This window comes from Kribbella alba (genome assembly GCF_039529635.1).
GTDB classification, from domain to species: domain Bacteria; phylum Actinomycetota; class Actinomycetes; order Propionibacteriales; family Kribbellaceae; genus Kribbella; species Kribbella alba.
The window spans coordinates 399,597-421,492 of record NZ_BAAANE010000009.1 but is presented as its reverse complement, the minus strand read 5'-3'; the positions used below and the strand labels follow the sequence as shown (position 1 = coordinate 421,492).

The window sequence follows — 21,896 nt, the reverse complement described above, 5'->3', positions numbered from 1 at the left end:
CTTTCCGGTCAACTCTCCGCAAAGGAAACCGACATGAGCATCGACAAGACCTTCATCGGCTTCTTCACCGACCGCGGCCACATCCCGACCACGGGATCGTCGCTGATCCCACGCCCCGGTGACCCGGTCCTGTTCACGACCTCCGGTATGCATCCGCTGACGCCGTATCTCGAGGGCGAGCCGCATCCACTCGGCCGCAGACTCGTGGGCGTCCAGCGATGCCTGCGAACCACCGATCTCGACGAGGTCGGTGATCCGACCCACCTGACCGTGTTCGAGATGCTCGGGTCGTGGTCCCTCGGCGACTACGGCAGCGAGCAGACCCTGCGCTGGGGGTTCGAACTGCTGCGCGACGGGTTCGGCATAGATCCCGGGCAGATGTATGTCACCGTCTTCGGGGGCGACGACCAGGTCGAGCTGGACCAGGAATCGCTGCGGACCTGGCAGTCCCTGGGCGTTCCGGTCGAGCTGACCACCGACGACAACTGGTGGTCCAACGGCCCGACCGGTCCGTGCGGGCCGGATTCGGAGATCTTCCTCTGGACCGGCGACGGTTCACCGGAGGCGACGCCGACGACGGACGATCGCTGGGTCGAGGTGTGGAACCACGTGATGATGCGCTACCGCCGGCTCGACGACGGATCGCTCGAACCCCTGCAGCAGCTCAACATCGACACCGGTCTCGGCCTGGAGCGGCTGACGATGCTGCTCGAGGGCAAGAGCTCGGTCTACGAGACGGAGCTGTTCGAGCCCTGGATGCGGATCATCCCGGAGCTGTGGAAGCTGGACGAGCAGGACCAGCGGATCGTGATCGACCACCTGCGCTCGAGCATGGTGATCATCGGCGACGGCGTGCATCCCTCGAACACCGGACGCGGCTACGTGCTGCGCCGGCTGATCCGCCGGTTGCTGACCATCCTCTGGCGGGGTGACGACTCGCGGACGCTGTCGAACCTGCCGGAAGAACTGTTCCGGCACACCCTCGACCACTTCCACCAGGGCGAGGTCCTCTCGCTGGTTCGCTGCATCCTGATCGACGAGGAGATCCGGTTCAGCAACCTGCTGGAGCGCGGCCGCAGGATCATCAGCCACGATCGGTTCCAGAAGACGCTCGACCAGAACGACTTCGACTACCTGCACGAGACCCATGGCCTGCCGCGCGAACTCGTCCTGTCGTTGCTGCCCTGACCCCGGGCGGTGCGACTCCTACTGTCCTAGTACGACAGCCGTAGTTCGTGATGATGCCTTTCGGCGGGGGGCCGCGGAAGGCTGGGTGGGGTGGCCCTGACCAAGAGTGGGGACTTGGGACAGGTAGTGGGGACCTTGAACACGTTATTTCGTGTCCGCGGTCGCTGTTGGGTGTTCAAGGTCGCCGCTTCGGAACCGCTGCGCGCCTCACGTCCGGGACCGCCGCGCCACCAGATCACGAACTACGGCTGTCGTACTAGTGCCCCGTGTCCAGCCCGAGCAGTGCGAGTTCGTCGCCGTGCGGGTTCTGCAGCTGCCGGGAGTCCGGGTGATCGAAGGTCATCACAGGCCTCGAGCTCGTGTCGTACTGCGACCAGCCCGGGCTTCCGGTGGTTGCGAAGGAGACCCAGGCGGCGTGCATCCGGTCGGCCAGCTCCTGCGGCGGTTCCGGACCGGACAGCGGGGACGGGGTGAGCGTGTCGAAAACGAAGGGCAGCTCCAACGCGTGGCAGGCGCCCAGCCCGGGGACCGGGCTCCGCCAGCTGAACTCGTACATGTACGCCGCGGCGCCGGCGGCGAGTTGCGCCTCGGCCAGGCGGATCGTCGGGAGCGTGAAGAACGCGTCGCCCGTCAACGCGGTGAGGATCTCGCCGGGGGACTGCCCAGGGCGGTTCGCCGCGTAGGGACCAGCCGCCGCCGGGTCGAGGCCGGCCCGCGCGACCAACAGGGGAAGGGCTTCTGGCGTGATGGCCGCGGCCACTCCGGTCGGAACGGTGAACAGCCGGAACTCCTCGGTCGTGGTTCCGGTCAGCAGTTCGACGTCGCGAGCAGCGCCCGCGGCGAGTGCGTCGAGCGGTCGCTCGTGAATCAGCTCGCCGTCGATCACCGGGAAGAACGGCATGATCCCGCCGCCACCCCGGATCATCGACGGACCCCAGCGGACGGGGTCCGGGTTCTGCCGAAGCTCCAAAGCGACCGCACGTTGCGCCGCCAGGAGGTCGTGGGTCGCCACTGCGCCGAGCGCTTCGGCGCTGACCGGCACGTCCAGTCGCTTCGCCACCTCGGCCACGACCAGCGCCGCGTCACTCGCCAACGCGACCGCCTCGGCCGAACCGCTCTGCACGATCGCGCGCTGGAACAAGCCTTTTGCCGCAGGCATCGACATCAATGTGGCGACGCTCATCCCGCCGGCCGACTGGCCGAAGACCGTGACCCGGCTCGGGTCCCCGCCGAACGCGGCGATGTTCTCCTGCACCCACGTCAGCGCCGCAAGCTGGTCGAGCAGGCCGCGGTTGCTGGGCGCGCCCTCGACAACGCCGAACCCCTGGACGCCGAGCCGATAGTTGGCGCTCACCAGTACGACGCCGTCGCGGGCGAACGCGGTCCCGTCGTACACAGGGGAGGCGTTGGAGCCGTTGCGGAACGCGCCGCCGTGTAACCACACCATCACCGGCAGGCCGGAACCTGCCGCATCCGGCGTCCACACGTTGAGGTTGAGGAATCCCGGACCGAGGTCGATCGGGTTGAGCAGCAACTGGTCGAAGGGTGGCTCGTACGGCGGCTGGGCCGCGGTGGTGCCGAGCTCGGTTGCCTCCCGAACTCCGTCCCAGCTGGGCGCGGGAGCCGGCGCGGCGTACATAGCTCGTCCGACCGGGTCGGCTGCGAAGGGGATCCCGAGGAACGCGGAGATCCCATCGGTTGTCCGGCCGCGGACCTGCCCTGACGTCAACGCAACAATCGGCTCCATACCGCCGAGTTTGTCAGAGGTTGGCGGGGTCGAGGTCCAGGTCTCGCGTCGCGGAGTCCGGGATGGGGAGCTCGGGCGGCACGACCTTGCCGACGGACGACTGGGCCACGAAGGCGCCGAGCAGGACGATCACGCCACCGACGATCTGGGTGGTCGAGAGAGTCTCGTCCAGCAGGATCCAGGCGAACAAGCTCGCCGCCACGACCTCGACGTACGCGACTGCTCCTCCGACCGCCGCGGACAGTCGCTGTACTGCGGCCGCTCCCGCCAGGTAGGCGACCACTGTGCTGACCACGATCAGCCAGGCGGCGAAGAACCAGCCGGGCGCGGAGCGTTGACCGATCGCGATGGTGTCCGTCAGCGTGTGCCAGGGGATACCCCAGGGCACTGCGATTGCCGTCAGCACGACCGCTCCGACGACACTCCCAGCCGCCGTCATCACCAGCGGATCGGCGACCCCGGTCAGCTTGTCGATCAGCAGGAAGTACGTCGCCTGGCAGGCTGCTGCGACGAGCCCCGCGAGCAGACCGATCAGGTCCAGTTGCACGCCGGACCAGATCTCCACCACCGTGGCGAGACCGACCAGCGCGATCGCGACACCGAGGGCGGCGGACCGCGGGACCGCCACCTTCTGGCCGAACTTCAGCCACGCGACGACCAGCACCGGTCCGGAGAACTCCAGCAGGATGGCTACGCCCACCGGCAACCGGCTGGCGGCGATGAAGAACAGCGTCTGGCAGCCGGCGATCCCGGTCAGGCCGTAGAGGACGAGCTGCGGCCAGGAGGCCCGGGCGGCGCGCAGGCCGGCGCTGCCGCGGAAGATCAGGACAAGCGGTACGAGCAGGGCGGCGGCGCCGACGATCCGCAGCCAGGCTGCCTGTTCGGGCGAGAAGCCGGCCCCGATCAGTGCCTTCGCGAACGGTCCGGACCCACCGAACGTGATCGCGGAGAACACCGCGAACCCGAGCCCGACGGACTTGGTCCGGGCCGCACCCTGTGCTCCCTGCATCTCAGCTCCTCCACTGCTCCCGCCCGCCCCCGGCCGGACCCGTGTACATGGGCGTAACTGTTTCACACCCATTACAACGACGTCGAGGGTGTTTCGGCAGGTGGTCTTCAGAGCACGTTGACGGCCCGGGCGGCGACAACGGCGATGGTGAGGAAGGAGATGCTGGACTGGATCCCCATCTGAGTTTTCACGCGGGCGGTGAGCGGCATCGTGTCGGTCGGGCTGAACGCGGTCGCGGCGGTGAACGCGACGAACAGGTAGTCCGTGAAGCCCGGCAGCCAACCTTCCCAGCCCGGGATGTCGGCCGTCATCTGCGGGAACAGCAGGTCCGGACGCTCCATCTCGCGCTCATGCTCGGGTGCCCGGGCGAACGGACCGCCGCGGTCGATCTCCCAGTAGCCGACGGCGAAGGCGACCACATTCGTCACCCAGATCAGCAGCGCCGCCCTCACCAGCACCGCGCCGTTGTTGGCGTTGCCGGTGGTGAGATAGACGATCAGCCCGGTCAGGTAGATGGCGTTGACCAGGATCATCACGGCCAGCAGAGCCAGCGCCACCCACCGCAGCCAGGGCTCATCCCGGCGGAGATGGAAAGGATTCGCCCAGACCAGCGGGACCAGGAGCGCCGCCCCGCAGGCCGGCAGGATCCACCGCGGCGCGTTCAAGATGTCCGCCGGCACTGCGAGTTGAAGGGCGAGCACAGCAACAACCGCCAGCGAGGCCGGCCACCGGCGGGTGTGCCGGCTGCTCGGTGGCGCGGGCTTGGGGACCTTGGTCACCCGAGCATTCTGACCTGCCCATGCCCACCGAGGTGGGACCTCACTCGACGGTGGCGTCGACCCCGCTCACCGCTACCGTCGCGAGATGGCACTCCGAATGCCGGATCAAACGATTCCCGCAGTCGGTTCAATGAGCGAATCTTGCGCCCGTGCGGCCACGATGCCGCTGTTGACGCCGCTCAAGGTGCGGGCGCAGGCTCAGGACAGAAGCAAAGGGGGAAGACCATGCTTCAGTCGATGCGCCTGTCCTCGATCGGGGCCATCTGCGCGATCTCAACAGTGATCTGTTTCGTACTGGGCGGCGTCGCCATGGGGAGCAGCGGGGTCTCGGTGCTCATCCCGGAGACCGGGCAGCAGGGCCGGTCGTGGATCACGGACGTGGACGGCGCCAGCGGGCTCTTCTTCGCGGGCGCGTGGCTCATCGTCTTGATGGGGTTCCTCGCCATCGTGGCTTTCGTGGGGTTCTACGACGTACTTCGCGACGCCGGGCAGGTGCTCGTTCTGGCGCCGATCCTGGCAGCTGTCGGCCTGACGCTCGTCACCGTCTCCCACCTGGTCCCCATCGCGATGGCCTACGAGCTGGTACCGGCGTACACCGCCGCCCAGCCCGCCACGCAGGCGAGTCTGATCGGTACGTTCGAGACGTTCGCCTCGGTCGCTGCCGTCACCAATACTGCCGGGAACTTCCTCGGCTGGGGTGTGGCGATACCGCTGTATGCGCTGGCGATCCTCACGACGCGAGCCCTGCCGCGGTGGATCGGCTGGCTCGGCCTCGTCGTCGCGGTGTTCGCCGGCTGGCTGGGCTTGCTCAGTCCTGCGTCGGACGTGATCAGCGGCATCTCGTCCATCGGCTTCATCGGGTTCTTCGTGTTCATGCTGAGCATGGGCATCAGCTTGCTCCGTCGGCGCGCGCGACCACCGCTGCATCGACATGAACAACTGGCGTGAGGCGCGAAGGCGTCGCGGATCAAGCTGGACTGGGCGGCCTGCAACTACGTCGTGCCCGACATCGACCAGCACCACGCCGAGGCCGTACGGCGTGGGCTGGCTCCGACCGCCGTCGAGGGGAATGCGACTGTATGCCGCTTCTTCACGGTCCGGGACCTCGACGACAACCTGATGCTGATCGTGAATCAGTAAGGCTGAGCCCAGGTTCAGAAGCTGCACGAGTGGCTCGTCGCGAGGCGCCATCGGAGAACAACTGCGCCGAGACGAAGCTCGCCAACCGAGCGCCGCCTCGCGTTGGAATGACTGTGCCGCGTGCCGCCGCCCGACCTGTGGCGGTGATGATTGATCAGCGGGTCTGCTCGTCGCCGCTCACCGTGGTCGCCATGAATACGAAGTACTACCATGCGCTGTTGGCGGCCAACTTCAGGAGCTCTGAGGCGACTCAGATGCGAGGCGGTAGACCGAGACGTGCGACCGGGACTCTGCGGTGAACTCTGCGCCTGCCCAATCCGCGTGCCGGGTCTCCAGTTCGAAGCCGGCAAGCTGTGCCATCAGGTCGAGTTCGGTCGGCCAGATGTAGCGGTGAGGGCTGCGGAAGAGCCGCGCCTCCTTGCCTTCGCCGAATCTGAAGTGGTGTGAGACGACGCGCTGCTGCCGGAGGTCGTAAGTGTCCAAGCCGATGTAGCCCGGTTCGGACTGCCAGACCGTGGCGTGCTGCCCGGGCGGCAGCTTGCGCAGTTCAGGCACCCACAGTTCGATCACGAACCGGCCGCCGGGTGTGAGATGACGCGCCGCGTTGCGGAAGCAGGCGACCTGCTCGGACTGGGTCAGGAGGTTGGAGATCGTGTTGTAGACGAGGTAGACGAGCGTGAACTCGCCCGGAGCACGCGCGGCAGTCATATCTCCGACGACGACGGGGATCGAGTCCGCATCGGCCTTGGTGCGCAGCTCGTCGATCATCGGGGTGGACAGCTCGACTCCGGTGACTGCCACGCCGCGCTCGGACAGAGGGATCGCGACGCGACCAGTGCCGATGGCGAACTCGAGGGCTTGGCCGGTACCCGCGAGCTCCGCCAATCGGTTGACGGTCGGCTCCAGCACCTCCGGAGCGAACATCCCGGTGCCCGGGGTGTCGTAAGTAGTGGCAGCCTCGACGTCCCAGATCTCTTCCTGTCGCATGCCGGCCACTTTGGCAGCGAACGTCCAGGTCGATCCAGCGATTATTCGTGCTCGAGCAAGGGGCCCGCGTGGCCCGCGAGGCAGAGCCAGTCGTCGTTGACGTGGATCCAGGTCTGGGTCATCGGCATGCGGAAGGTCTCGGGGCCGGCGTTGGTGAGCACCTCGTCAACCACGACGCAACGCAGTACGGCGGTCCGGTCCTCGACCGTGACCTCGACGTCGGTCAAGGTCTGGCTGCTCCAGCTCAGGCGCCCGGCGGTATTGGACTCGACGTAACTGTCCCGGTCGAAGCTGTCTCCGCGATGTGAGGTCCACTTGAACTTCGGGTGCAGAAGCGCCGCCAATGCGCGCCCGTCCCCGGCGGTCAAGGCTTCTGCTCGCCGCCGCGCTGCTTCCAGTACTTCGGTTTCAGCATCCACAGGTCACCGCTCCAAGGTCGGCGGAGCTTGCGGGTGATCAGCCGATTGAAGGGGCGGTGACCACGGTGTTTCGGCCCGCGTTCTTGGCTGCATAGAGGGCCGTGTCCGCGGCGAGGAGTACTTCGTCGAGGCTCTTCCCGGCGGCTGGGTAAGTCGCTGCGCCGACGGAGCAGGTGAAGCCGTTGAGTTCGGTGGAGCCCTTGTCAGTGGTGACCTTGATCTTCAGGACCTCGATCCGACGGCGCATCCGTTCTCCGGCCAAGGTCGTATCGCTGGGCGTCGTGTTGGGCAGGAGCACGGCGAATTCCTCGCCGCCCAGCCGGCCGACGAGGTCGTCGGTGCGGAGTTCGCGACGCAGGTCGTCGGCGATCGCGTTGAGGACCTGGTCCCCGGCGAGGTGTCCATGGGTGTCGTTGACGGTCTTGAAGTGGTCGAGGTCCAGGTACAGGACGCCGAGCGGCAGCTGGGTGCGTTCGGCGCGGGCGAGTTCCTTGCCTGCCATCTCGTGCCAGAACATGGTGTTCGCCAGGCCGGTGTTCGGGTCCTTGCGGGCCGCGGCCTGGAACTGGTCCACCAGCAACGCCCGGTGCAGGCCGAGGACCGTGAGCAGCAGTACGACGACCGTCCAGGGCTCGTGCAGCAGGAGCGCGGCAACAGCCACACCGAGACCGAGCGATCCGGCCCCGATGAGCTGGTCGGACAGGCGGCCGAGAGCGTCCTGCGCCTTCCCTTCGGGGTTGGACAGGAGGACGGCGCCCACGACCAGCGTGTAGTTGACGAACCAGTACGCGAGGCCGGCCGTGACGACCGCGACCAGGCCGATCGGTCCGCTCGGATAGCCGGGGTAGTCGTCCGGCGTGATCGTGGCGATTGCGCAAGCGGCAGCTGCGGCGGCAAGGACGATTGTGGCGGCCGAGAAGAACCAGCGGTGCGGGGTGACCCTGCGGAGCCGGAACCACGAGTGCAGGTAGGTGACGGCGATGAGCATGGCGGCCAGTGCCGGCGGCAGGACCAGGGCGCCCGCGAAGGTCCACATGCCTTTCAAGTTGACGTAGGGGATGCCTTCGGCCGCCACTTCGCGCAGCCGCTCGATGCCGCGGGCGGCTTCGATGTGAACCATCGACCCGCCCGCAAGGATCGCCAGGCGGACCCAGTCATGGGCGGCGACCGGCACGGCGATGGTGGTGACCGCGATGACGGCGAAGGCGAGCAGGTCGACGGCAAGCACGTAGCCGAGCACAATCGGAGGAGCTGACCACAGCTTCCACCGGGCCGGCGACCAGGGGGCATCGCTACGGCGGCGACGCCTGGATCGCCAATGTCGGATACTCATCATGAACGTTTCCCCCACACTCGTCCCCAGCAGTAAGGGTAAGCGGAGCACCACCTGGTGTCACCGGCCCGGCTCCCAGGGGCGACCGGATTGCCTGGGAGGAGGTGTCTCGAGATGCGCAACACTGACTGGCACTGAGCACCTACCCAGGCGACAGCTGACCCCGAAACACTATGACGCTGTGCGCTGCGCGCGGTCCAGTCCGCGCGCGGCGCCGGCGGCCAGCAGTACGCCGAAAACCCCCGCTCCCGCTACGACGAAGGCTGGGTCCCACCGGTCCGCTGCGATACCGGCGACCAGCACACCCAGTCCCTGAGACACGATGAGCCCGGTGCGGGCCAGGCCGAACGCCTGGCCCCGCTGCGCGTCCGGGACGTTCTGCACGAACGCTGCGTTCGCCGCCAACTGGTACGCCGAACAAAGCCCGGACACCATCCAGAGCGCGATCGTGACCGCTAGGCCAGGTCGCGCGGCGCAGGCGATCAGCGGAACGCACGATCCGATTGAGAGCGGCCCGAGCAACCGCAGCCGTAGTACCGGCTCCAGGCGAGTGAGCACGAGCATGCCGATCACCTGTCCGGCCGGGTTCGCGGCAAGGAGTAAGCCGACCGCCATTGGCCCGCCACCGACCGCCGCGGCGTACGGGGCTGCGAGACCTTCCACGGTGACGTAGAAGCCGGATACGCAGGCCAGCACGATGAGGTAGCGCAACCGTCGGTCCGCCCAGACCAACCTCGCGCCGGCGACGATCGAGGACAACCAGCCAGGCCGTTCGGCTGCCTCGCTGGCGAGCGCGCGGTCGCGGACGCCGATCCCGATGAAGAGTGCGGAGATCGCGAACGTGAGAGCGTCGACGCCGAGTGCCTGACCGGCGCCGAACAGGGCGACCAGCGTGCCGCCGGTGACGAACCCGGCCAGCTGGGCGAGCTGCGCGGTGACATTCGACACCGAGCTCGCGAGGACATATTTGTCGCCAGTCAGGATTGTGGGCAGCAAGGCCGCCCGGGCAGCCTGGAACGGCGCGGCGAACAACTGGACCACGAACAGCAGACCGCACAACACCCACAACGACTGCCCGGGTATCGCCATCAACCCGACGAGCCCGGCTCGGGCGATGTCGCAGACGATCATCACCTGCCGTCGCGGGAACCGGTCGGCCAGCCCTGACAACAGCGGACCGCCGACAACATCGGGCAGGAACGTCAACGCATACGTGAGAGCAGACAGGCCGGCCGATCCCGTCCGGTCGAACACCAGTACGGCGAGGGCGACCCGGGCAAGCTGATCCCCGATCACCGAGGCCAGCTGGGCGCCCCACAACCACCGGAACTCGCTGACCGCGAAGACCTCGCCGTACGACGCCCGTGACTCGCGCTCCCGTGACTCAGGCTCCCGTGACTCAGGCTCCTGCGCATCACGACGGCTGGTCATCCCCACAAGCTATCCGCCCCACGGCCCATCCGCCTGCCGACCTGGTCCGCCGGCCCGCTGGCGGGTTCTTCGGCCAATGGCGGCAAAATCAGACGCCAGTGGACGAAGAACCTGCTAGTGGGGGAGCGCCGTGCAGAACGCCCACAGCGTTATCGACCGGTCCAGCGCGCCGGTGCTCGCGCTCTGCCGTGAACGCGGCATCGCGTGGGTACCGTTCTTCCCGCTCGGTTCGGCGTTCCGAGCTTGCCGAAAGCAACGACCAATCCCACGGTCGTCGCGATCGCCGATCAGCTAGGGGCCACGCTGGCTCAAGTGGCGCTTGCCTGGCGCGCTGCGGGCCAGGGATACGCGGAAACTAATTTGCATATGGCGACAAAAAGTTTCCGTCTATCCGCCAGACCGCCTTATCCGCCAACCCTCTTATCCCGCCAAGCCGATGGACCACGCGCGGAAGGGTCGGAGTACCGGTCACTTCTGGTAGAGAGCCTCTACCTCCGACTCGTGCTTCTTCATGACGATGTGGCGGCGGAGGGAGAGTTTGAGGGAGAGTTCGCCGTTCTCCTGGGTCCAGTCGGTGGGGAGGATGGCGAACTTCTTGATGCCTTCGGCCTTGGAGACGGCGGTGTTGGCGTCGTCGACGGCTTTCTGGATCTCGGCGATCAGTTCCTCGTCGTCGACCAGGGACGGGACGTCCGTGGGCTTGCCGCGGTCCTTGGCCCAGCCGACGATCGTCTCCGGGTCGATGGTGATGAGGGCGGCGATGAAGGGTTTGCCGTCGCCGACCACCATGCACTGGCTGACCAGGGGGTGCAGACGGATGCGGTCTTCCAGTACGGCGGGGGCGACGTTCTTGCCGCCGGCGGTGACCAGGATCTCCTTCTTACGGCCGGTGATCTTGATGAAGCCGTCGGCGTCGAACTCACCCAGGTCGCCGGTGCGGAACCAGCCGTCGGCATCGATCGCAGCTGCCGTGGCTTCCTCGTTCTTCCAGTAGCCGAGCATCACCTGGCCGCCCTTGAAGCAGAGTTCGCCGTCCTCCGCGACGCCGACGGAGACACCCGGCAGGGGTCGCCCGACAGTGCCGATCCGGAGGTCGTCCGGCAGGTTGACCGCGAGCGCCGCCGTGGTCTCGGTCAGCCCGTAGCCTTCCAGCACCGGAACACCGATGCCTCGGAAGAAGTGGCCGAGGCGGTTGCCGAGCGGGGCGCCACCGGAGACGGCGTAGTCGACCTTGCCGCCGAGGACGTTGCGGAGCTTGGCGTAGACGAGCTTGTCGAAGAGCGCGTGCTTCGCTTTCAGGCCGAAGCCGGGGCCGCCCTTGTCGACGGCCTCGGAGTACGCGATCGCGGTCTCGGCGGCGGCGTCGAAGATCTTGCCCTTGCCGGCCGAGTGCGCGGTCTGGCTCGCGGTGTTGAAGACCTTCTCGAAGACTCGCGGGACGCTGAGGATGAAGGTCGGTTTGAACTCGCCGAGGTCCGCGACCAGGTTCTTCACGTCCGCGGTGTGGCCGAGCTTGACCCGCATCATCACGCAGCCGACCTGGATGATCCGGGCGAACACGTGAGCCAGCGGCAGGAACAGCAGGGTCGAGGCGCCCTCGACAGCGAAGAGGCCGTCGAGCACCTTGACGGCGGTGCCGAGCTCGTCCAGGAAGTTGGCGTGGCTGATCATGCAGCCCTTGGGCCGGCCGGTGGTCCCGGAGGTGTAGATGAGCGTCGCCAGGTCGGACGGCACGACCGCCGTACGGCGCTTGTCGAGCTCGGCGTCGGACACGTCCTGTCCGAGCACGGTGAGCTCGTCGACCGCGCCCGACTCGATCTGCCAGATCTCCTGCAGGGTGGGAGCCTCGGCGCGGGCGGACTCGACCACGGCACTGTGGGCGGCGTTCTCGACGATCGCGACGACGGCCTCGGAGTCGGTCAGGATCCACTGGATCTGCGACGCCGACGAGGTCTCGTAGATCGGCACGGTGGCCGCGCCGATGCTCCAGATCGCGTAGTCGATCAGGGTCCACTCGTACCGGGTGGCGCTGAGCAGGGCGACCCGGTCGCCGTGCTTGACCCCGGCCGCGATCAGGCCCTTCGCCACCCCGCTCACCTGCCGGGCGAACTCGGCTGCGGAGATGTCGAGCCAGCCGCCCGCCACCCGGCGGCTGAAGACGGCGGTGTCAGGATGTGAGGAGGCGTTCGCCCAGACGGCGTCGCTGAGGCCACCGGACACCGGGGCCTCGATCACAGCAGGAACGGTGTACTCACGCATCCGCGTCTCTCCTCAGTCGGTCACGAATTGTCGACTCCGGCGCACGCTACAGTCACCTACCCGGAAGTAGCCAGACAGATGTGACCCAGGGAACTAGGAACAGCGCATGCCATCGCTCGACATCAGTTGCGACGACCTGGTCGTTGCTGATCCAGCCTACGTCGCTGAGCGCCTCGGACAGCACACGCTCTGGCGCGAGTGGTGGCCCGACCTGACCCTGACGCCGTACGAGCGCCGCGGCCTGGAGGGCGTCCGCTGGACGGTGACCGGCGCAGCGATCGGTACTGCGGAGTGGTGGCTCGAGCCGGTCCGCGACGGGGTGGTCGTGCACTGGTACCTCCGGGTGGATCCACAGCGGCGTACCAGCCCCAGGGGGTTGCTGAAGCTGCAGGAGTCGTACGTGAACCGGTACCGCGAGCACCTCTGGCGGTTCAAGGACGAGGTCGAGCACGGCCGCGCCGCGGGCGAACGCAGGCCCGGCTGGGAACCCGCGATAGTCTCCGGTGTGGGCACCGGCGCCCTGCACCCGGACCGGGAACCGGCCCGGCAGAACACGTCCCGGCAGCGAAGAGGTGAATCGATGGCAGAGCAGACCACCTCGACCATCATCGTGAACGCGACCCCGAAGGCGATCATGGCGGTGATCGCGGACTTCGAGGAGTACCCGGAGTGGGCCGACTCGATGCGCGAGACCGAGGTGCTGTCCACCGATGAGGCCGGCCGGCCGAAACAGGTGCGGTTCAAGGTGGATGCCGGGGCGATCTCCGACGAGTACACGCTGGACTACGTGTGGTCCCGCAACGAGGTCACCTGGACGCTGGTGCAGGCCAAGATGGTGAAGGGCATGGACGGTGCCTATGTCCTGCTTGACCTGGGTGACGAGGGCACCGAGGTGACCTACCGGCTGGCGGTCGACGTGGCGATCCCGATGATCGGGATGCTCAAGCGCAAGGCCGAGAAGGTCATCATCGACACAGCCCTGAAGGGGCTCAAGAAGCGCGTCGAGTCCCTCGTTCCGTGACCCGGGTCCTGCTGTACACAGGGAAAGGCGGCGTGGGGAAGACCACGTCCGCGGCCGGCACTGCCACGCTGGCCGCTCTGCGCGGTCTGCGCACGCTGGTGCTGTCCACCGATGCCGCGCACTCGCTGTCGGACGCGTTCGACTCCCGGGTCGGCGGCGAGCCGACCGAGATCGACGACCTGCTGTTCGTCCAGCAGATCGACGCGCAGCGGCGGTTCGAGCGGTCCTGGGGCGACATCCAGGCCTACCTGCGCTCGGTGCTGCACGTGGTCGGGGTCGACCCGATCGAGGCCGAGGAGCTGACCGTGCTGCCGGGCGCGGAGGAGGTGCTCGCGCTGCTCGAGGTGCGGGACCACGTCCGCTCGGGGCGCTGGGACGTGGTCGTGGTCGACTGCGCGCCGACGGCCGAGACGCTGCGGTTGCTCGCGTTGCCCGAGGCACTGAACTGGTACATGGACCGGATCTTCAACGTCGAGCGCAAGGTGGTCCGGACGTTCCGACCGCTGCTGAGCAAGGCGGCCGGGATCCCGATGCCGGACGACAACGTGTTCGACGCCCTGCGCCGACTGCACGGCGACCTCGCCGACATCCGCGCGCTGCTCGCCGGCCCGGACGCGTCGGTGCGGTTGGTGCTCACGCCCGAGGCCGTCGTGGTCGCCGAGGCACGCCGGTCGCTGACCACCCTTTCTCTGTACGGCTACCGCGTCGACGGCGTGGTCGCGAACCGGGTGTTCCCGGCCGCGGGTGCCGACAACTGGCGCCGGCAGTGGGTCGCGGCTCAGCGCGGGATCCTCGAGGACGTCGCGGACTCGTTCCGCCCGCTGCCGATCTGGGAGTCGCCTTACCGCGCGTGCGAACCGGTCGGCGTCGAGGAGCTTGCTGCCTTCGCAGTCGAGATGTACGGGGGGGACGACCCGTTCGCGCGCGCGACCGACGAGACCTCGCTCTGGGTGGATCGCCACATCGACACGGACGGACGCACCTACACGCTGACCATGCCGTTGCCGTTGGCATCAGCTGACGAGCTGGAGCTGGCGCGACACGGTGACGAGCTGATCATCACGGTTGGTTCCTATCGCCGGGTGCTGCCGCTGCCGGCCGCACTGGCTCGTGCCGTGGTCGCCGGAGCCCGGTTGGACGAGGGTCGCTTGCAGGTGCGGTTCGCGCCGCGCGAACCGCACGCCAGTACTCCGGTCACCAGTACTCCGACTGCCGGTGCTCCGGCCGCTAGTTCTCAGACTGCAGGTGCTCAGACTGCCGGTGCTCCGGCTGCCGGTGCTCAAGCCGCCGCGTCGGTATCGGAGGTGCCGACTGGGGCCGCACCATTGGAGTCAGTCGGGGAGTTGGCGCAGGAGATCCGCGAGCAGATGAGCCAGCAGTACGAGGAGCCGGCGGCGATGACGGAGGGCACCAGGTGAGCAAGGAGCCGGTGGGATCAGTCGCGGAAGAGGCCGCGAAGCTGTTCGCCGTACTGCAGCAAGCCGCCGCCGAGGCCAAGGGCGACCACGCGCATCCGAGGAGCGCCGATCACGCACCCGGCGCTGATTCCAGCGAACCGGCCGGGCCGACGCACGGCGTACAAGCCGAGGACGCCGGGGGCGTGCGGGCTGGGGACGCCGGCGGCGTACGGGCTGACGATGCTGAGCATGAGCACCGTACTGCGGATCAGGGCGGCCCTGAGTGCCAGTGGTGTCCTGTGTGCCAGTTGATCTCGAAGGCGCGGAACACGAGCCCCGAGACGATCGAGCAACTGTCGACCGCTGCCGCCGGGGTGCTCGGCTCGGTGCGGTCGTTGCTCGAGGCAGCCGCTGAGGCCGCGCGACAGGCTCGGATGGACGCGGAGTCGCGGACCGCCGGGCAGCAGGACCCGGAACGACCTAGCCGGTCCCGGGTGGACCGGATCGATGTGAGTGAGGACCCCGAACCATGGGACTGACGATCGGTATTGATGTCGGCGGTACGAAGATCGCCGCGGGGGTGGTCGGCACCGACGGCAAGATCGGGGCCCGCGCCTTCCGCGAGACCCCCGCGACCTCCGTGGACGCCACCGCCGCGGCCATCTGCGACGCGGCGGCCGAGCTGATCGCGGACCACGAGGTGGAAGCCGTCGGCATCGGCGCCGCCGGGTTCGTCTCGTCGGACCGCTCGACCGTGCTGTTCGCGCCGAACCTCGCCTGGCGGGACGAGCCGCTGGGCGCGCGGGTGAGCGAAGTACTGAAGGTCCCTGTGGTCGTGGAGAACGACGCCAACGCGGCCGCGTGGGGCGAGTTCGCCTTCGGCGCCGCGAAGGACGTCGAGCACATGGTCTGCGTGACCGTCGGGACCGGTATCGGTGGCGGCGTCGTGGTCGCCGGTGAACTGCTCCGCGGTGCGAACGGAGTGGCCGCCGAGCTCGGGCACATGCGGGTCGTGCCGGGCGGACATCGCTGCGGTTGTGGCGCGCGCGGATGCATCGAGCAGTACGCGTCGGGGAGCGCTCTCGTGCGGGAGGGACGCGCGCAGGCCGAGTCCGGCTCGCTGTCCGCGGCACAGATGCTGAGCGTCTGCGGGATCACCGATCCCGCGGAGCTGACCGGCCCGATGATCACCAAGGCCGCGGCCGACGGGGATCCCTGCGCGGTCGAGTTGCTGGACGATCTCGGGCGCTGGCTGGGCGAGGCGCTGGCGAGCTTCGCGACGCTGTTCGACCCGACCACGATCGTGATCGGCGGCGGGGTGAGCGCGGCGAAGGAGCTGCTGCTGAAGTCGGCGCAGGTCGCGTTCGAGAAGAACCTGCCGGCCAAGTCGAACCGCCCTCACCCGCGGTTCGGCCTTGCCGAGCTCGGCAACGACGCCGGCATCATCGGTGCCGCCGACCTGGCCCGCCGCCCGGCCCCCGCCGCGGAGAAACACCGGTGAGCGCTCTCTCGCGTTCAGAGAACCCAGGGAGCGCTCTCTCCCGTACGCCGGTACGCCGCGTGGTGGCGGCTTGTTCGCCCGGCCGCGAGTTGGCGATCGGTGGTTTCCTGGTGTCAGGTGGTGCTTCGGTGAGCCTGGCAGGCGTACAGGCACCGGCGGAGCTGCCAAGTGGTTCGCTTGATGGGTCAGGGGGTTGGCTGACGGGTGCCGCAGGGGGTTCCGGGGGTACGGCTAGGAGGGTCGTGCGATGGCTCTGACGCAGGCGTTGACGATCGGGATCGACATCGGCGGGACCAAGGTGGCCGCCGGGGTGGTCGACCCGGAGGGCAACATCCTGGACCGGTTGCGCCGGGACACCCCGACGAAGGACCCGCGCGAGACCGAGGACGCGATCGCGGAGATCGTGCACGACCTGGAGTCGCGGCACGACGTGATCGCGGTCGGCATCGGCGCGGCCGGGTTCGTCGACGGCACCCGGTCGTCCGTGCTGTTCGCGCCGCACCTGGCCTGGCGGCATGAACCGCTGCGGGACGCGGTCGAACGCCGGCTCGGGCTGCCCGTGGTGGTGGAGAACGACGCGAACGCGGCCGCGTGGTCGGAGTGGCGGTTCGGCGGTGGGCAGGGCGAGAGCCACCTGGTCTGCGTCACCCTCGGGACCGGGATCGGCGGCGCGATCCTCAACGACGGAGCCCTGCAGCGCGGCAAGTTCGGGATCGCCGGCGAGTTCGGCCACATGCAGGTCGTGCCCGGCGGGCATCGGTGCGAGTGCGGTAACCGCGGTTGCTGGGAGCAGTACGCCTCAGGCAACGCGCTGACCCGCGAGGCCCGCGAGTTGGCGCTCTCCGGTTCTCCCGTCGCGCACAATCTGCTCCGCGCCGCCGACGGCGATCCGCGCACGATCAACGGGCCGATGGTCACCGAGCTGGCCAAGGACGGCGATCCGGTCGCGGTCGAACTGCTCGAGGATGTCGGGCGCTGGCTGGGCATGGGCCTGGCCAACCTGGCCGCGGCGCTTGACCCGGGCACGTTCGTGATCGGCGGCGGCGTCTCGGATGCGGGCGAGTTGCTGCTCGCCCCCGCACGGGAGGCGTTCAAGCGCACTTTGACCGGCCGTGGGTTCCGGCCGGAGGCGCGGATCGTCCGCGCAGTACTGGGCCCGGAAGCAGGCATGGTCGGTGCGGCCGATCTTGCTCGCGAGGAGGCAACCTGGCTTCGCCGGGTCCGGGTGAAGACGACTGCGGTGACGGCGAAGACGGCTGCCCGCAGCGGCCGGTCTGCCCGGCTGGAAAGAGCCGCCCGCAAGTCGGTCGGCCGACGTACGGGGATGCGAACCACTGAGCCCGAGCTCCAAGTGCAGCAGACCGCCGACGCCCAAGGAGAACAAGACGTATGAGCGACGGCCCGGCGCTGCGGGTGCTGTCCTACAACGTGCACCGCTGGGGCGATGATCGCGAGGCGCTGGCTCGGGTGGTGCGTGCCTGCGCACCTGACGTCGCGTTGCTCCAGGAGGCCCCGACCTGGTGGGGGACCCGACGTAAGCGCGAGGTGATGTCGGCCGGCTTCGGACTCCGGTACGTCACGGCGTCCGCGCGCAACGCGATCCTGGTTGCCGATGGCACCGATGTGGTGGATCCGCAGCGCTGGCGGGTCTGGCGGCCCTTCGTCCGCCGTCGCCTGCGCCTGATCGCGACGCAGCTCCCGGGCGGCGCCGTCGGCGCACGCGTCACGCTGGGCGGGGTCGACCTCGCACTGGTTGTGTGCCATCTCGGCCTGCACATCCGTGGTCGTGAGCACGAGGTCGAGCAGGTGCTGAAGGGCTGCCGCTCGTTCGGTACGCCGTACCTCCTCGTCGGCGACCTGAACGAGGAGCCGGGCGGATTCGTGTGGTCGCGCCTGGCCGAGGAAGGGTTGACCGATCTCGGCGTGGACGCCGGTCCCACCTTCCACTCGGACAACCCGGTCAAACGGATCGACGGCGCCCTGCTGTCCCCGGGCCTGACCGGCCGGGTGATCCCGCTCGACTCGATCGAAGGCGTCACCCGGGCCGACCTCGCCGCCGGCTCGGACCACCTCCCGGTGCTCGTCGAGATCAGCCCGGCCGAACCAGCCGGCCCACAGTAACTGGTTCTCGGAGTCGGGAATTGCTTTGCCTGGTTGGGGTTCGGGCGGCAGGATGGGCGGATGAGCGAGCTGGCGAGACCGGTTGCGTTGGTCACGGGAGTCGGCCGGCGGGTCGGGATCGGCGCCGGTATCGCGGAGCGGTTGGCAGCGACCGGCTGGGATGTCGCGTTCACCTACCTCAGTCGGTACGACGACCGGATGCCGTGGGGACCGGATCCGGCCGCGCGCGCTGAGATCACCGAGCTGCTGGCCAAGCATGGCGCTCGGGTCTTCTCGGTGGAGGCCGACTTCGAGGACACCGATGCTCCGGCTGAGGTGTTCCGCGCGACAGGCGAGGCGGTCGGTCCTGTGCAGGCGCTGGTGATGTCGCATTGCGAGAGCGTGAACAGCGGGATCCTCGACACTTCTCTGGAGAGTTTCGACCGGCACTTCGCCGTGAACACCCGCGCCAGTTGGTTGCTGATCAAGGAATTCGCCGGCCAGTACGTCGCGCCGTACGGGACCGGCAGGATCATCGCCCTCACCAGCGACCACACGGTCGACAACCTTCCGTACGGCGCTAGCAAGGGCGCGCTGGACCGCATCACCCTGGCGGCTGCGCGGGAACTGAGGCACCTGGGCGTGACGGCCAACGCCATCAACCCGGGGGCCATCGACACCGGCTGGATGTCGCCGGGCATGGCCGAATCGGGCGCCGCGGAGACACCGCTCGGCAGGCTCGGTACGCCTCGGGACACTGCGAACCTGGTCGCCTTCCTGTGCTCACCCGAGGGCGGCTGGGTGAACGCCCAACTCCTCTACAGCAACGGCGGCGTCCAGTAGTTCTAGTTCTTCTTGCGGTTCAGGAAGGCGAGCATGGCCTCCTGGGCGGCCGGGGAACCGAACAGGCCGGCCGACAGTTCGGCGAGTTCGGTGCCTCGGGCATCGATGTCGGCGAGCAGTTCTCGGTTGAGGAGCTTCTTGGTCTCACGAAGGCCCTGCGGCGCGCCCTTGAGCAGCGACTTCAGGACGCCGTCCAGCGCGGCGTCGAGGTCATCGTCCGGAACCGCGCGGGTGACCAGCCCGAGCCTCGCGGCCTCGGCACCATCGAACCCGTCGCCAGTCAGGAACGTCAGCGATGCCGCCCGATCGGTGAGCCGGGGCACAACCGTCAGCGAGATCGTCGCCGCAGCCAGCCCGAGCCGAACCTCGGTCAACGCGAAGGTCGAGCTCTCACCGGCAACGCTGATGTCGGCAGCGGCAACGATCCCGATCCCGCCGGCCCGAACCGGACCGGCGACGCGGGCGATCACGGGCTTCGGGTTCGCGACGATCGCCCGCTGCACATCCACCATCCGCTGAGCACCGACCCCCATGCCGACGGTCGTAGCCTCCGACAGGTCGGCGCCTGAGCAGAAAACGGTGCCTGCCGACCGGATCACGATCACCCGTACGACGTCGTCGCCACCGGCTGCCTCCAGGTGCGCCAGCAACTCGCTGGTCAACTGCTGGGAGAGCGCGTTCTTGTTGTGCGGCGAATCCAACGTGACCGTCGCGACGCCATCGCTCACCTCGAGGTGCACCAGTTCCGTCATGCGCCCATCCTGCCCCCCACACCGCTGGGTACGCCGTAACCCTCCCCACACCTGGACAAGTCGTCTCCCTCCTCCCTCGGCGCTCGACCCACCCCGCACCGACCGGTCCGCTGGCGGGTCGTTCGTCGACTGACGCCTTGCAGGCCGCTATCGGTCGAAGAACCGGGCATCGGGCCGCCCGGGGACGGGGTCAGTCCAGGTAGAGGCAGAACGGGTGACCTGCCGGGTCGAGCATCACGCGGACCTTCTCCTGTGGCTGGAACGATGCCAGTTCGGCGCCGGCCTCGACGGCATGGGCGACGGCCTCATCCAGATCGTCCACCTGGAGGTCGAGGTGCATCGACATCTGTGGTTTGCCGTCCTCCGCCGGCCAGACCGGTCGCTCGTACTTGTCCTCGCGGGCGAAGGCGAGGTTGTAGCCGGCATCCTCGGAAGGAGCGAGCGTGACCCAGTCGGGCTCGTCGGCGTAGATCCGCCAGCCCAGCAGGCGTTCGTAGAACCTGCCCAGCTCCTGCGGGTCCGGTGCGTTCAGCGCGACTCCGAGCCAATGTGCTTTCGTACGTAATGGCATGGCACCACCCTGCCGCGCCTCTGCGGCACGGTCCAGCCCCGGCTTGTCGCCAGGCTGGCCCGTCGGGCGACCTCGCCCGCCGAGGTCCAGCCCCGGCCTGTCACCCAGGCGGGCGCCGGAACCGGTCGGTGGACTACTTGATGTCGGCGTAGTCAGGGGCGAGTTCGCGGGCCAGGTGCTCGATGAAGAGGCCGACGTCGGTGACGATGCCGCGGGCCTGGGAGGACCCGCGGTCGGCGAGCTTGGTGACGGTGGCCGGATTGATGTCCACGCAGGTGAGCGGGATCGAGGCGGGCAGGATGTTGCCAGTGGCAACCGAGTGGAGCATGGTGGCGGCCATCAGGCAGTAGCCGACGCCGGGCAGCTCGGCGCGCATCGCGCGCTGGCCCTCCAGCACGTCGGTGTAGACGTCCGGCAGCGGGCCGTCGTCGCGGACGGAGCCGACCAGGACGAAGCTCTTCCCGTTCTTGACCAGCGCGTGCATCACGCCGGAGGTGAGGACCCCCTGGGAGACGGCCTCGGCGATCGAGCCGGCCTTGCGGATCGTGTTGATCGCACGGATGTGGTGCTCGTGGCCGTGCTCGACGCCGCGGCCGTGAGCGAGGTCGACACCCAGTGAGGTGCCGTACAGCGACGACTCGATGTCGTGGGTCGCGAGCGCGTTGCCCGCGAACAGGACGTCCACGAAACCGGCTTCGACCAGCGCGACCATCGCGGGCGCGGCGCCGGTGTGCACGATGCCGGGGCCGCCGACCCAGAGCACCTTCTGCCCGTTCGCCTTCGCCTCCCGCATCCCGTCGGCGACCTGCATCACCAGCACCCGCTGCGGCTTCTCGCTGGACACCTCCGACTCCATGAAGCCGAACGACTCCTCGGTGTTCGCGACCAGTGGGGGAGTGACCTTGACGCCCTGGGCGCTGGAGATGATCCTCATCCCGGTCCGGACCTCCGACATCGGGATGGTCCGCACGGCGTCGCCTTCGACGAGCAGGCCGCAGTCCATCTCGGGATTCCGCACCTGGACCCAGCGGCCGTTCAGCCGCACGCTGGTCGGCAGGTTCGTGGTCGAGTAGAACCCGTCCGGGAAGACGCCGTCCTGGGTCACCTCGGAGATCTCCGGCGTGCCGGGGTCGACCAGGTTGGCGCCCTTGGTCTGGATCCGCATCAGCAGCCGCTGCAGGGCTTCCTCGTCCTCCGCGCCGACCGTCATCCGGACCGTGGAGGGGTCGTCCTTGTCGTAGCCCAGGTCGAACTTGTCCAGCGTGTAGTCACCGCCGTACCCGCGAATGTCGTCCAGCACCCGGGACAGCAGTCCCGAATCCATCAGGTGGCCGGTGATCTCGACGGTCTCGGTCTGCACTGAGCGCCTCCGCATCTGGTCGGATTGTCCGACGATCCGAAGCTTAGCGTCCTGCCGGA

The 21,896-nt window shown here is 68.4% G+C and carries 21 protein-coding genes; 10 read left to right on the top strand and 11 right to left on the bottom strand.

Going from position 1 to position 21,896, the window contains the following annotated elements; translation table 11 throughout:
• Positions 1-33 precede the first annotated feature (33 nt).
• Complete coding sequence (locus ABD210_RS26695; protein ID WP_344114937.1) at positions 34-1,188, top strand: alanine--tRNA ligase-related protein; 1,155 nt, start codon at positions 34-36, stop codon at positions 1,186-1,188.
• A 256-nt stretch (positions 1,189-1,444) separates the two neighbouring features.
• On the opposite strand, the gene ABD210_RS26690 is transcribed toward ABD210_RS26695, so the two are convergent.
• From ABD210_RS26690 to ABD210_RS26680, 3 genes are all read right to left on the bottom strand, one after another.
• A complete protein-coding gene (locus ABD210_RS26690) occupies positions 1,445-2,935 on the bottom strand; it encodes a carboxylesterase/lipase family protein (protein ID WP_344114935.1) in 1,491 nt (496 codons plus the stop codon).
• Between the two features lie 13 nt (positions 2,936-2,948).
• Positions 2,949-3,944, bottom strand: a complete 996-nt coding sequence (locus ABD210_RS26685) for an EamA family transporter (protein ID WP_344114933.1) — start codon at positions 3,942-3,944, stop codon at positions 2,949-2,951.
• 107 nt (positions 3,945-4,051) lie between these two features.
• The gene (locus tag ABD210_RS26680) at positions 4,052-4,723 is read right to left on the bottom strand and encodes a hypothetical protein (RefSeq protein ID WP_344114931.1); all 672 of its coding nucleotides are present in this window, start codon (positions 4,721-4,723) and stop codon (positions 4,052-4,054) included.
• 237 nt (positions 4,724-4,960) lie between these two features.
• Between ABD210_RS26680 and ABD210_RS26675 the strand changes: the two genes are divergently transcribed.
• On the top strand, positions 4,961-5,671 hold the full coding sequence (locus ABD210_RS26675) for a DUF4386 family protein (RefSeq protein WP_344114929.1): 711 nt from the start codon (positions 4,961-4,963) through the stop codon (positions 5,669-5,671).
• A 51-nt stretch (positions 5,672-5,722) separates the two neighbouring features.
• The gene (locus ABD210_RS26670; protein WP_344114927.1) at positions 5,723-5,863 is read left to right on the top strand and encodes a hypothetical protein; all 141 of its coding nucleotides are present in this window, start codon (positions 5,723-5,725) and stop codon (positions 5,861-5,863) included.
• A gap of 231 nt (positions 5,864-6,094) precedes the next feature.
• Here the strand turns inward: ABD210_RS26670 and ABD210_RS26665 are convergent, their stop codons facing one another.
• From ABD210_RS26665 to ABD210_RS26645, 5 genes are all read right to left on the bottom strand, one after another.
• Positions 6,095-6,850, bottom strand: a complete 756-nt coding sequence (locus ABD210_RS26665) for a class I SAM-dependent methyltransferase (RefSeq protein WP_344114925.1) — start codon at positions 6,848-6,850, stop codon at positions 6,095-6,097.
• A gap of 41 nt (positions 6,851-6,891) precedes the next feature.
• The gene (locus tag ABD210_RS26660) at positions 6,892-7,269 is read right to left on the bottom strand and encodes a nuclear transport factor 2 family protein (RefSeq protein ID WP_344114923.1); all 378 of its coding nucleotides are present in this window, start codon (positions 7,267-7,269) and stop codon (positions 6,892-6,894) included.
• 37 nt (positions 7,270-7,306) lie between these two features.
• A complete protein-coding gene (locus ABD210_RS26655; protein ID WP_344114921.1) occupies positions 7,307-8,509 on the bottom strand; it encodes a GGDEF domain-containing protein in 1,203 nt (400 codons plus the stop codon).
• 264 nt (positions 8,510-8,773) lie between these two features.
• Positions 8,774-10,033 carry an MFS transporter gene (locus ABD210_RS26650; RefSeq protein ID WP_344114920.1) on the bottom strand — a complete coding sequence of 420 codons (1,260 nt, stop codon included), beginning with the start codon at positions 10,031-10,033 and terminating at the stop codon, positions 8,774-8,776.
• Positions 10,034-10,501: 468 nt separating this feature from the next.
• Positions 10,502-12,292 carry an AMP-dependent synthetase/ligase gene (locus ABD210_RS26645; protein ID WP_344114919.1) on the bottom strand — a complete coding sequence of 597 codons (1,791 nt, stop codon included), beginning with the start codon at positions 12,290-12,292 and terminating at the stop codon, positions 10,502-10,504.
• 106 nt (positions 12,293-12,398) lie between these two features.
• On the opposite strand from ABD210_RS26645, the gene ABD210_RS26640 reads away from it, so the two are divergent.
• From ABD210_RS26640 to ABD210_RS26610, 7 genes are all read left to right on the top strand, one after another.
• Positions 12,399-13,313, top strand: coding sequence for an SRPBCC family protein (locus tag ABD210_RS26640; protein ID WP_344114918.1), 915 nt, complete (start codon positions 12,399-12,401; stop codon positions 13,311-13,313).
• On the top strand, positions 13,310-14,731 hold the full coding sequence (locus tag ABD210_RS26635) for an ArsA family ATPase (RefSeq protein WP_344114916.1): 1,422 nt from the start codon (positions 13,310-13,312) through the stop codon (positions 14,729-14,731). The genes ABD210_RS26640 and ABD210_RS26635 overlap by 4 nt, the downstream gene beginning before the upstream one ends.
• Positions 14,728-15,249, top strand: a complete 522-nt coding sequence (locus tag ABD210_RS26630; RefSeq protein WP_344114915.1) for a hypothetical protein — start codon at positions 14,728-14,730, stop codon at positions 15,247-15,249. The genes ABD210_RS26635 and ABD210_RS26630 overlap by 4 nt, the downstream gene beginning before the upstream one ends.
• Positions 15,240-16,211: an ROK family glucokinase gene (locus ABD210_RS26625; protein ID WP_344114913.1), complete on the top strand. Its 972-nt coding sequence runs from the start codon at positions 15,240-15,242 to the stop codon at positions 16,209-16,211. The genes ABD210_RS26630 and ABD210_RS26625 overlap by 10 nt, the downstream gene beginning before the upstream one ends.
• A 247-nt stretch (positions 16,212-16,458) precedes the next feature.
• Positions 16,459-17,604 (top strand): ROK family glucokinase, encoded by a 1,146-nt coding sequence (locus tag ABD210_RS26620; protein ID WP_344114911.1) that lies wholly within the window; start codon positions 16,459-16,461, stop codon positions 17,602-17,604.
• Positions 17,601-18,332, top strand: coding sequence for an endonuclease/exonuclease/phosphatase family protein (locus tag ABD210_RS26615; RefSeq protein WP_344114909.1), 732 nt, complete (start codon positions 17,601-17,603; stop codon positions 18,330-18,332). The genes ABD210_RS26620 and ABD210_RS26615 overlap by 4 nt, the downstream gene beginning before the upstream one ends.
• A 60-nt stretch (positions 18,333-18,392) precedes the next feature.
• The gene (locus ABD210_RS26610) at positions 18,393-19,154 is read left to right on the top strand and encodes an SDR family oxidoreductase (RefSeq protein WP_344114908.1); all 762 of its coding nucleotides are present in this window, start codon (positions 18,393-18,395) and stop codon (positions 19,152-19,154) included.
• 2 nt (positions 19,155-19,156) lie between these two features.
• On the opposite strand, the gene ABD210_RS26605 is transcribed toward ABD210_RS26610, so the two are convergent.
• From ABD210_RS26605 to ABD210_RS26595, 3 genes are all read right to left on the bottom strand, one after another.
• Positions 19,157-19,906, bottom strand: coding sequence for an enoyl-CoA hydratase family protein (locus ABD210_RS26605; protein WP_344114906.1), 750 nt, complete (start codon positions 19,904-19,906; stop codon positions 19,157-19,159).
• A gap of 190 nt (positions 19,907-20,096) precedes the next feature.
• The gene (locus tag ABD210_RS26600; protein ID WP_344114905.1) at positions 20,097-20,477 is read right to left on the bottom strand and encodes a VOC family protein; all 381 of its coding nucleotides are present in this window, start codon (positions 20,475-20,477) and stop codon (positions 20,097-20,099) included.
• Positions 20,478-20,610: 133 nt separating this feature from the next.
• A complete protein-coding gene (locus ABD210_RS26595) occupies positions 20,611-21,852 on the bottom strand; it encodes an ornithine cyclodeaminase, nickel-pincer nucleotide-dependent (RefSeq protein WP_344114904.1) in 1,242 nt (413 codons plus the stop codon).
• Positions 21,853-21,896: the final 44 nt, after the last annotated feature.

What these genes read in the sequence shown, in the direction of transcription:
- ABD210_RS26695 (WP_344114937.1), top strand. Translation starts at nt 34, where the DNA reads ATGAGCATCGACAAGACCTTCATCGGCTTCTTCACCGACCGCGGCCAC.
- ABD210_RS26690 (WP_344114935.1), bottom strand. Translation starts at nt 2,935, where the DNA reads ATGGAGCCGATTGTTGCGTTGACGTCAGGGCAGGTCCGCGGCCGGACA.
- ABD210_RS26685 (WP_344114933.1), bottom strand. Translation starts at nt 3,944, where the DNA reads ATGCAGGGAGCACAGGGTGCGGCCCGGACCAAGTCCGTCGGGCTCGGG.
- ABD210_RS26675 (WP_344114929.1), top strand. Translation starts at nt 4,961, where the DNA reads ATGCGCCTGTCCTCGATCGGGGCCATCTGCGCGATCTCAACAGTGATC.
- ABD210_RS26665 (WP_344114925.1), bottom strand. Translation starts at nt 6,850, where the DNA reads ATGCGACAGGAAGAGATCTGGGACGTCGAGGCTGCCACTACTTACGAC.
- ABD210_RS26650 (WP_344114920.1), bottom strand. Translation starts at nt 10,033, where the DNA reads ATGACCAGCCGTCGTGATGCGCAGGAGCCTGAGTCACGGGAGCCTGAG.
- ABD210_RS26645 (WP_344114919.1), bottom strand. Translation starts at nt 12,292, where the DNA reads ATGCGTGAGTACACCGTTCCTGCTGTGATCGAGGCCCCGGTGTCCGGT.
- ABD210_RS26640 (WP_344114918.1), top strand. Translation starts at nt 12,399, where the DNA reads ATGCCATCGCTCGACATCAGTTGCGACGACCTGGTCGTTGCTGATCCA.
- ABD210_RS26625 (WP_344114913.1), top strand. Translation starts at nt 15,240, where the DNA reads ATGGGACTGACGATCGGTATTGATGTCGGCGGTACGAAGATCGCCGCG.
- ABD210_RS26620 (WP_344114911.1), top strand. Translation starts at nt 16,459, where the DNA reads ATGGCTCTGACGCAGGCGTTGACGATCGGGATCGACATCGGCGGGACC.
- ABD210_RS26615 (WP_344114909.1), top strand. Translation starts at nt 17,601, where the DNA reads ATGAGCGACGGCCCGGCGCTGCGGGTGCTGTCCTACAACGTGCACCGC.
- ABD210_RS26610 (WP_344114908.1), top strand. Translation starts at nt 18,393, where the DNA reads ATGAGCGAGCTGGCGAGACCGGTTGCGTTGGTCACGGGAGTCGGCCGG.
- ABD210_RS26605 (WP_344114906.1), bottom strand. Translation starts at nt 19,906, where the DNA reads ATGACGGAACTGGTGCACCTCGAGGTGAGCGATGGCGTCGCGACGGTC.
- ABD210_RS26600 (WP_344114905.1), bottom strand. Translation starts at nt 20,477, where the DNA reads ATGCCATTACGTACGAAAGCACATTGGCTCGGAGTCGCGCTGAACGCA.
- ABD210_RS26595 (WP_344114904.1), bottom strand. Translation starts at nt 21,852, where the DNA reads ATGCGGAGGCGCTCAGTGCAGACCGAGACCGTCGAGATCACCGGCCAC.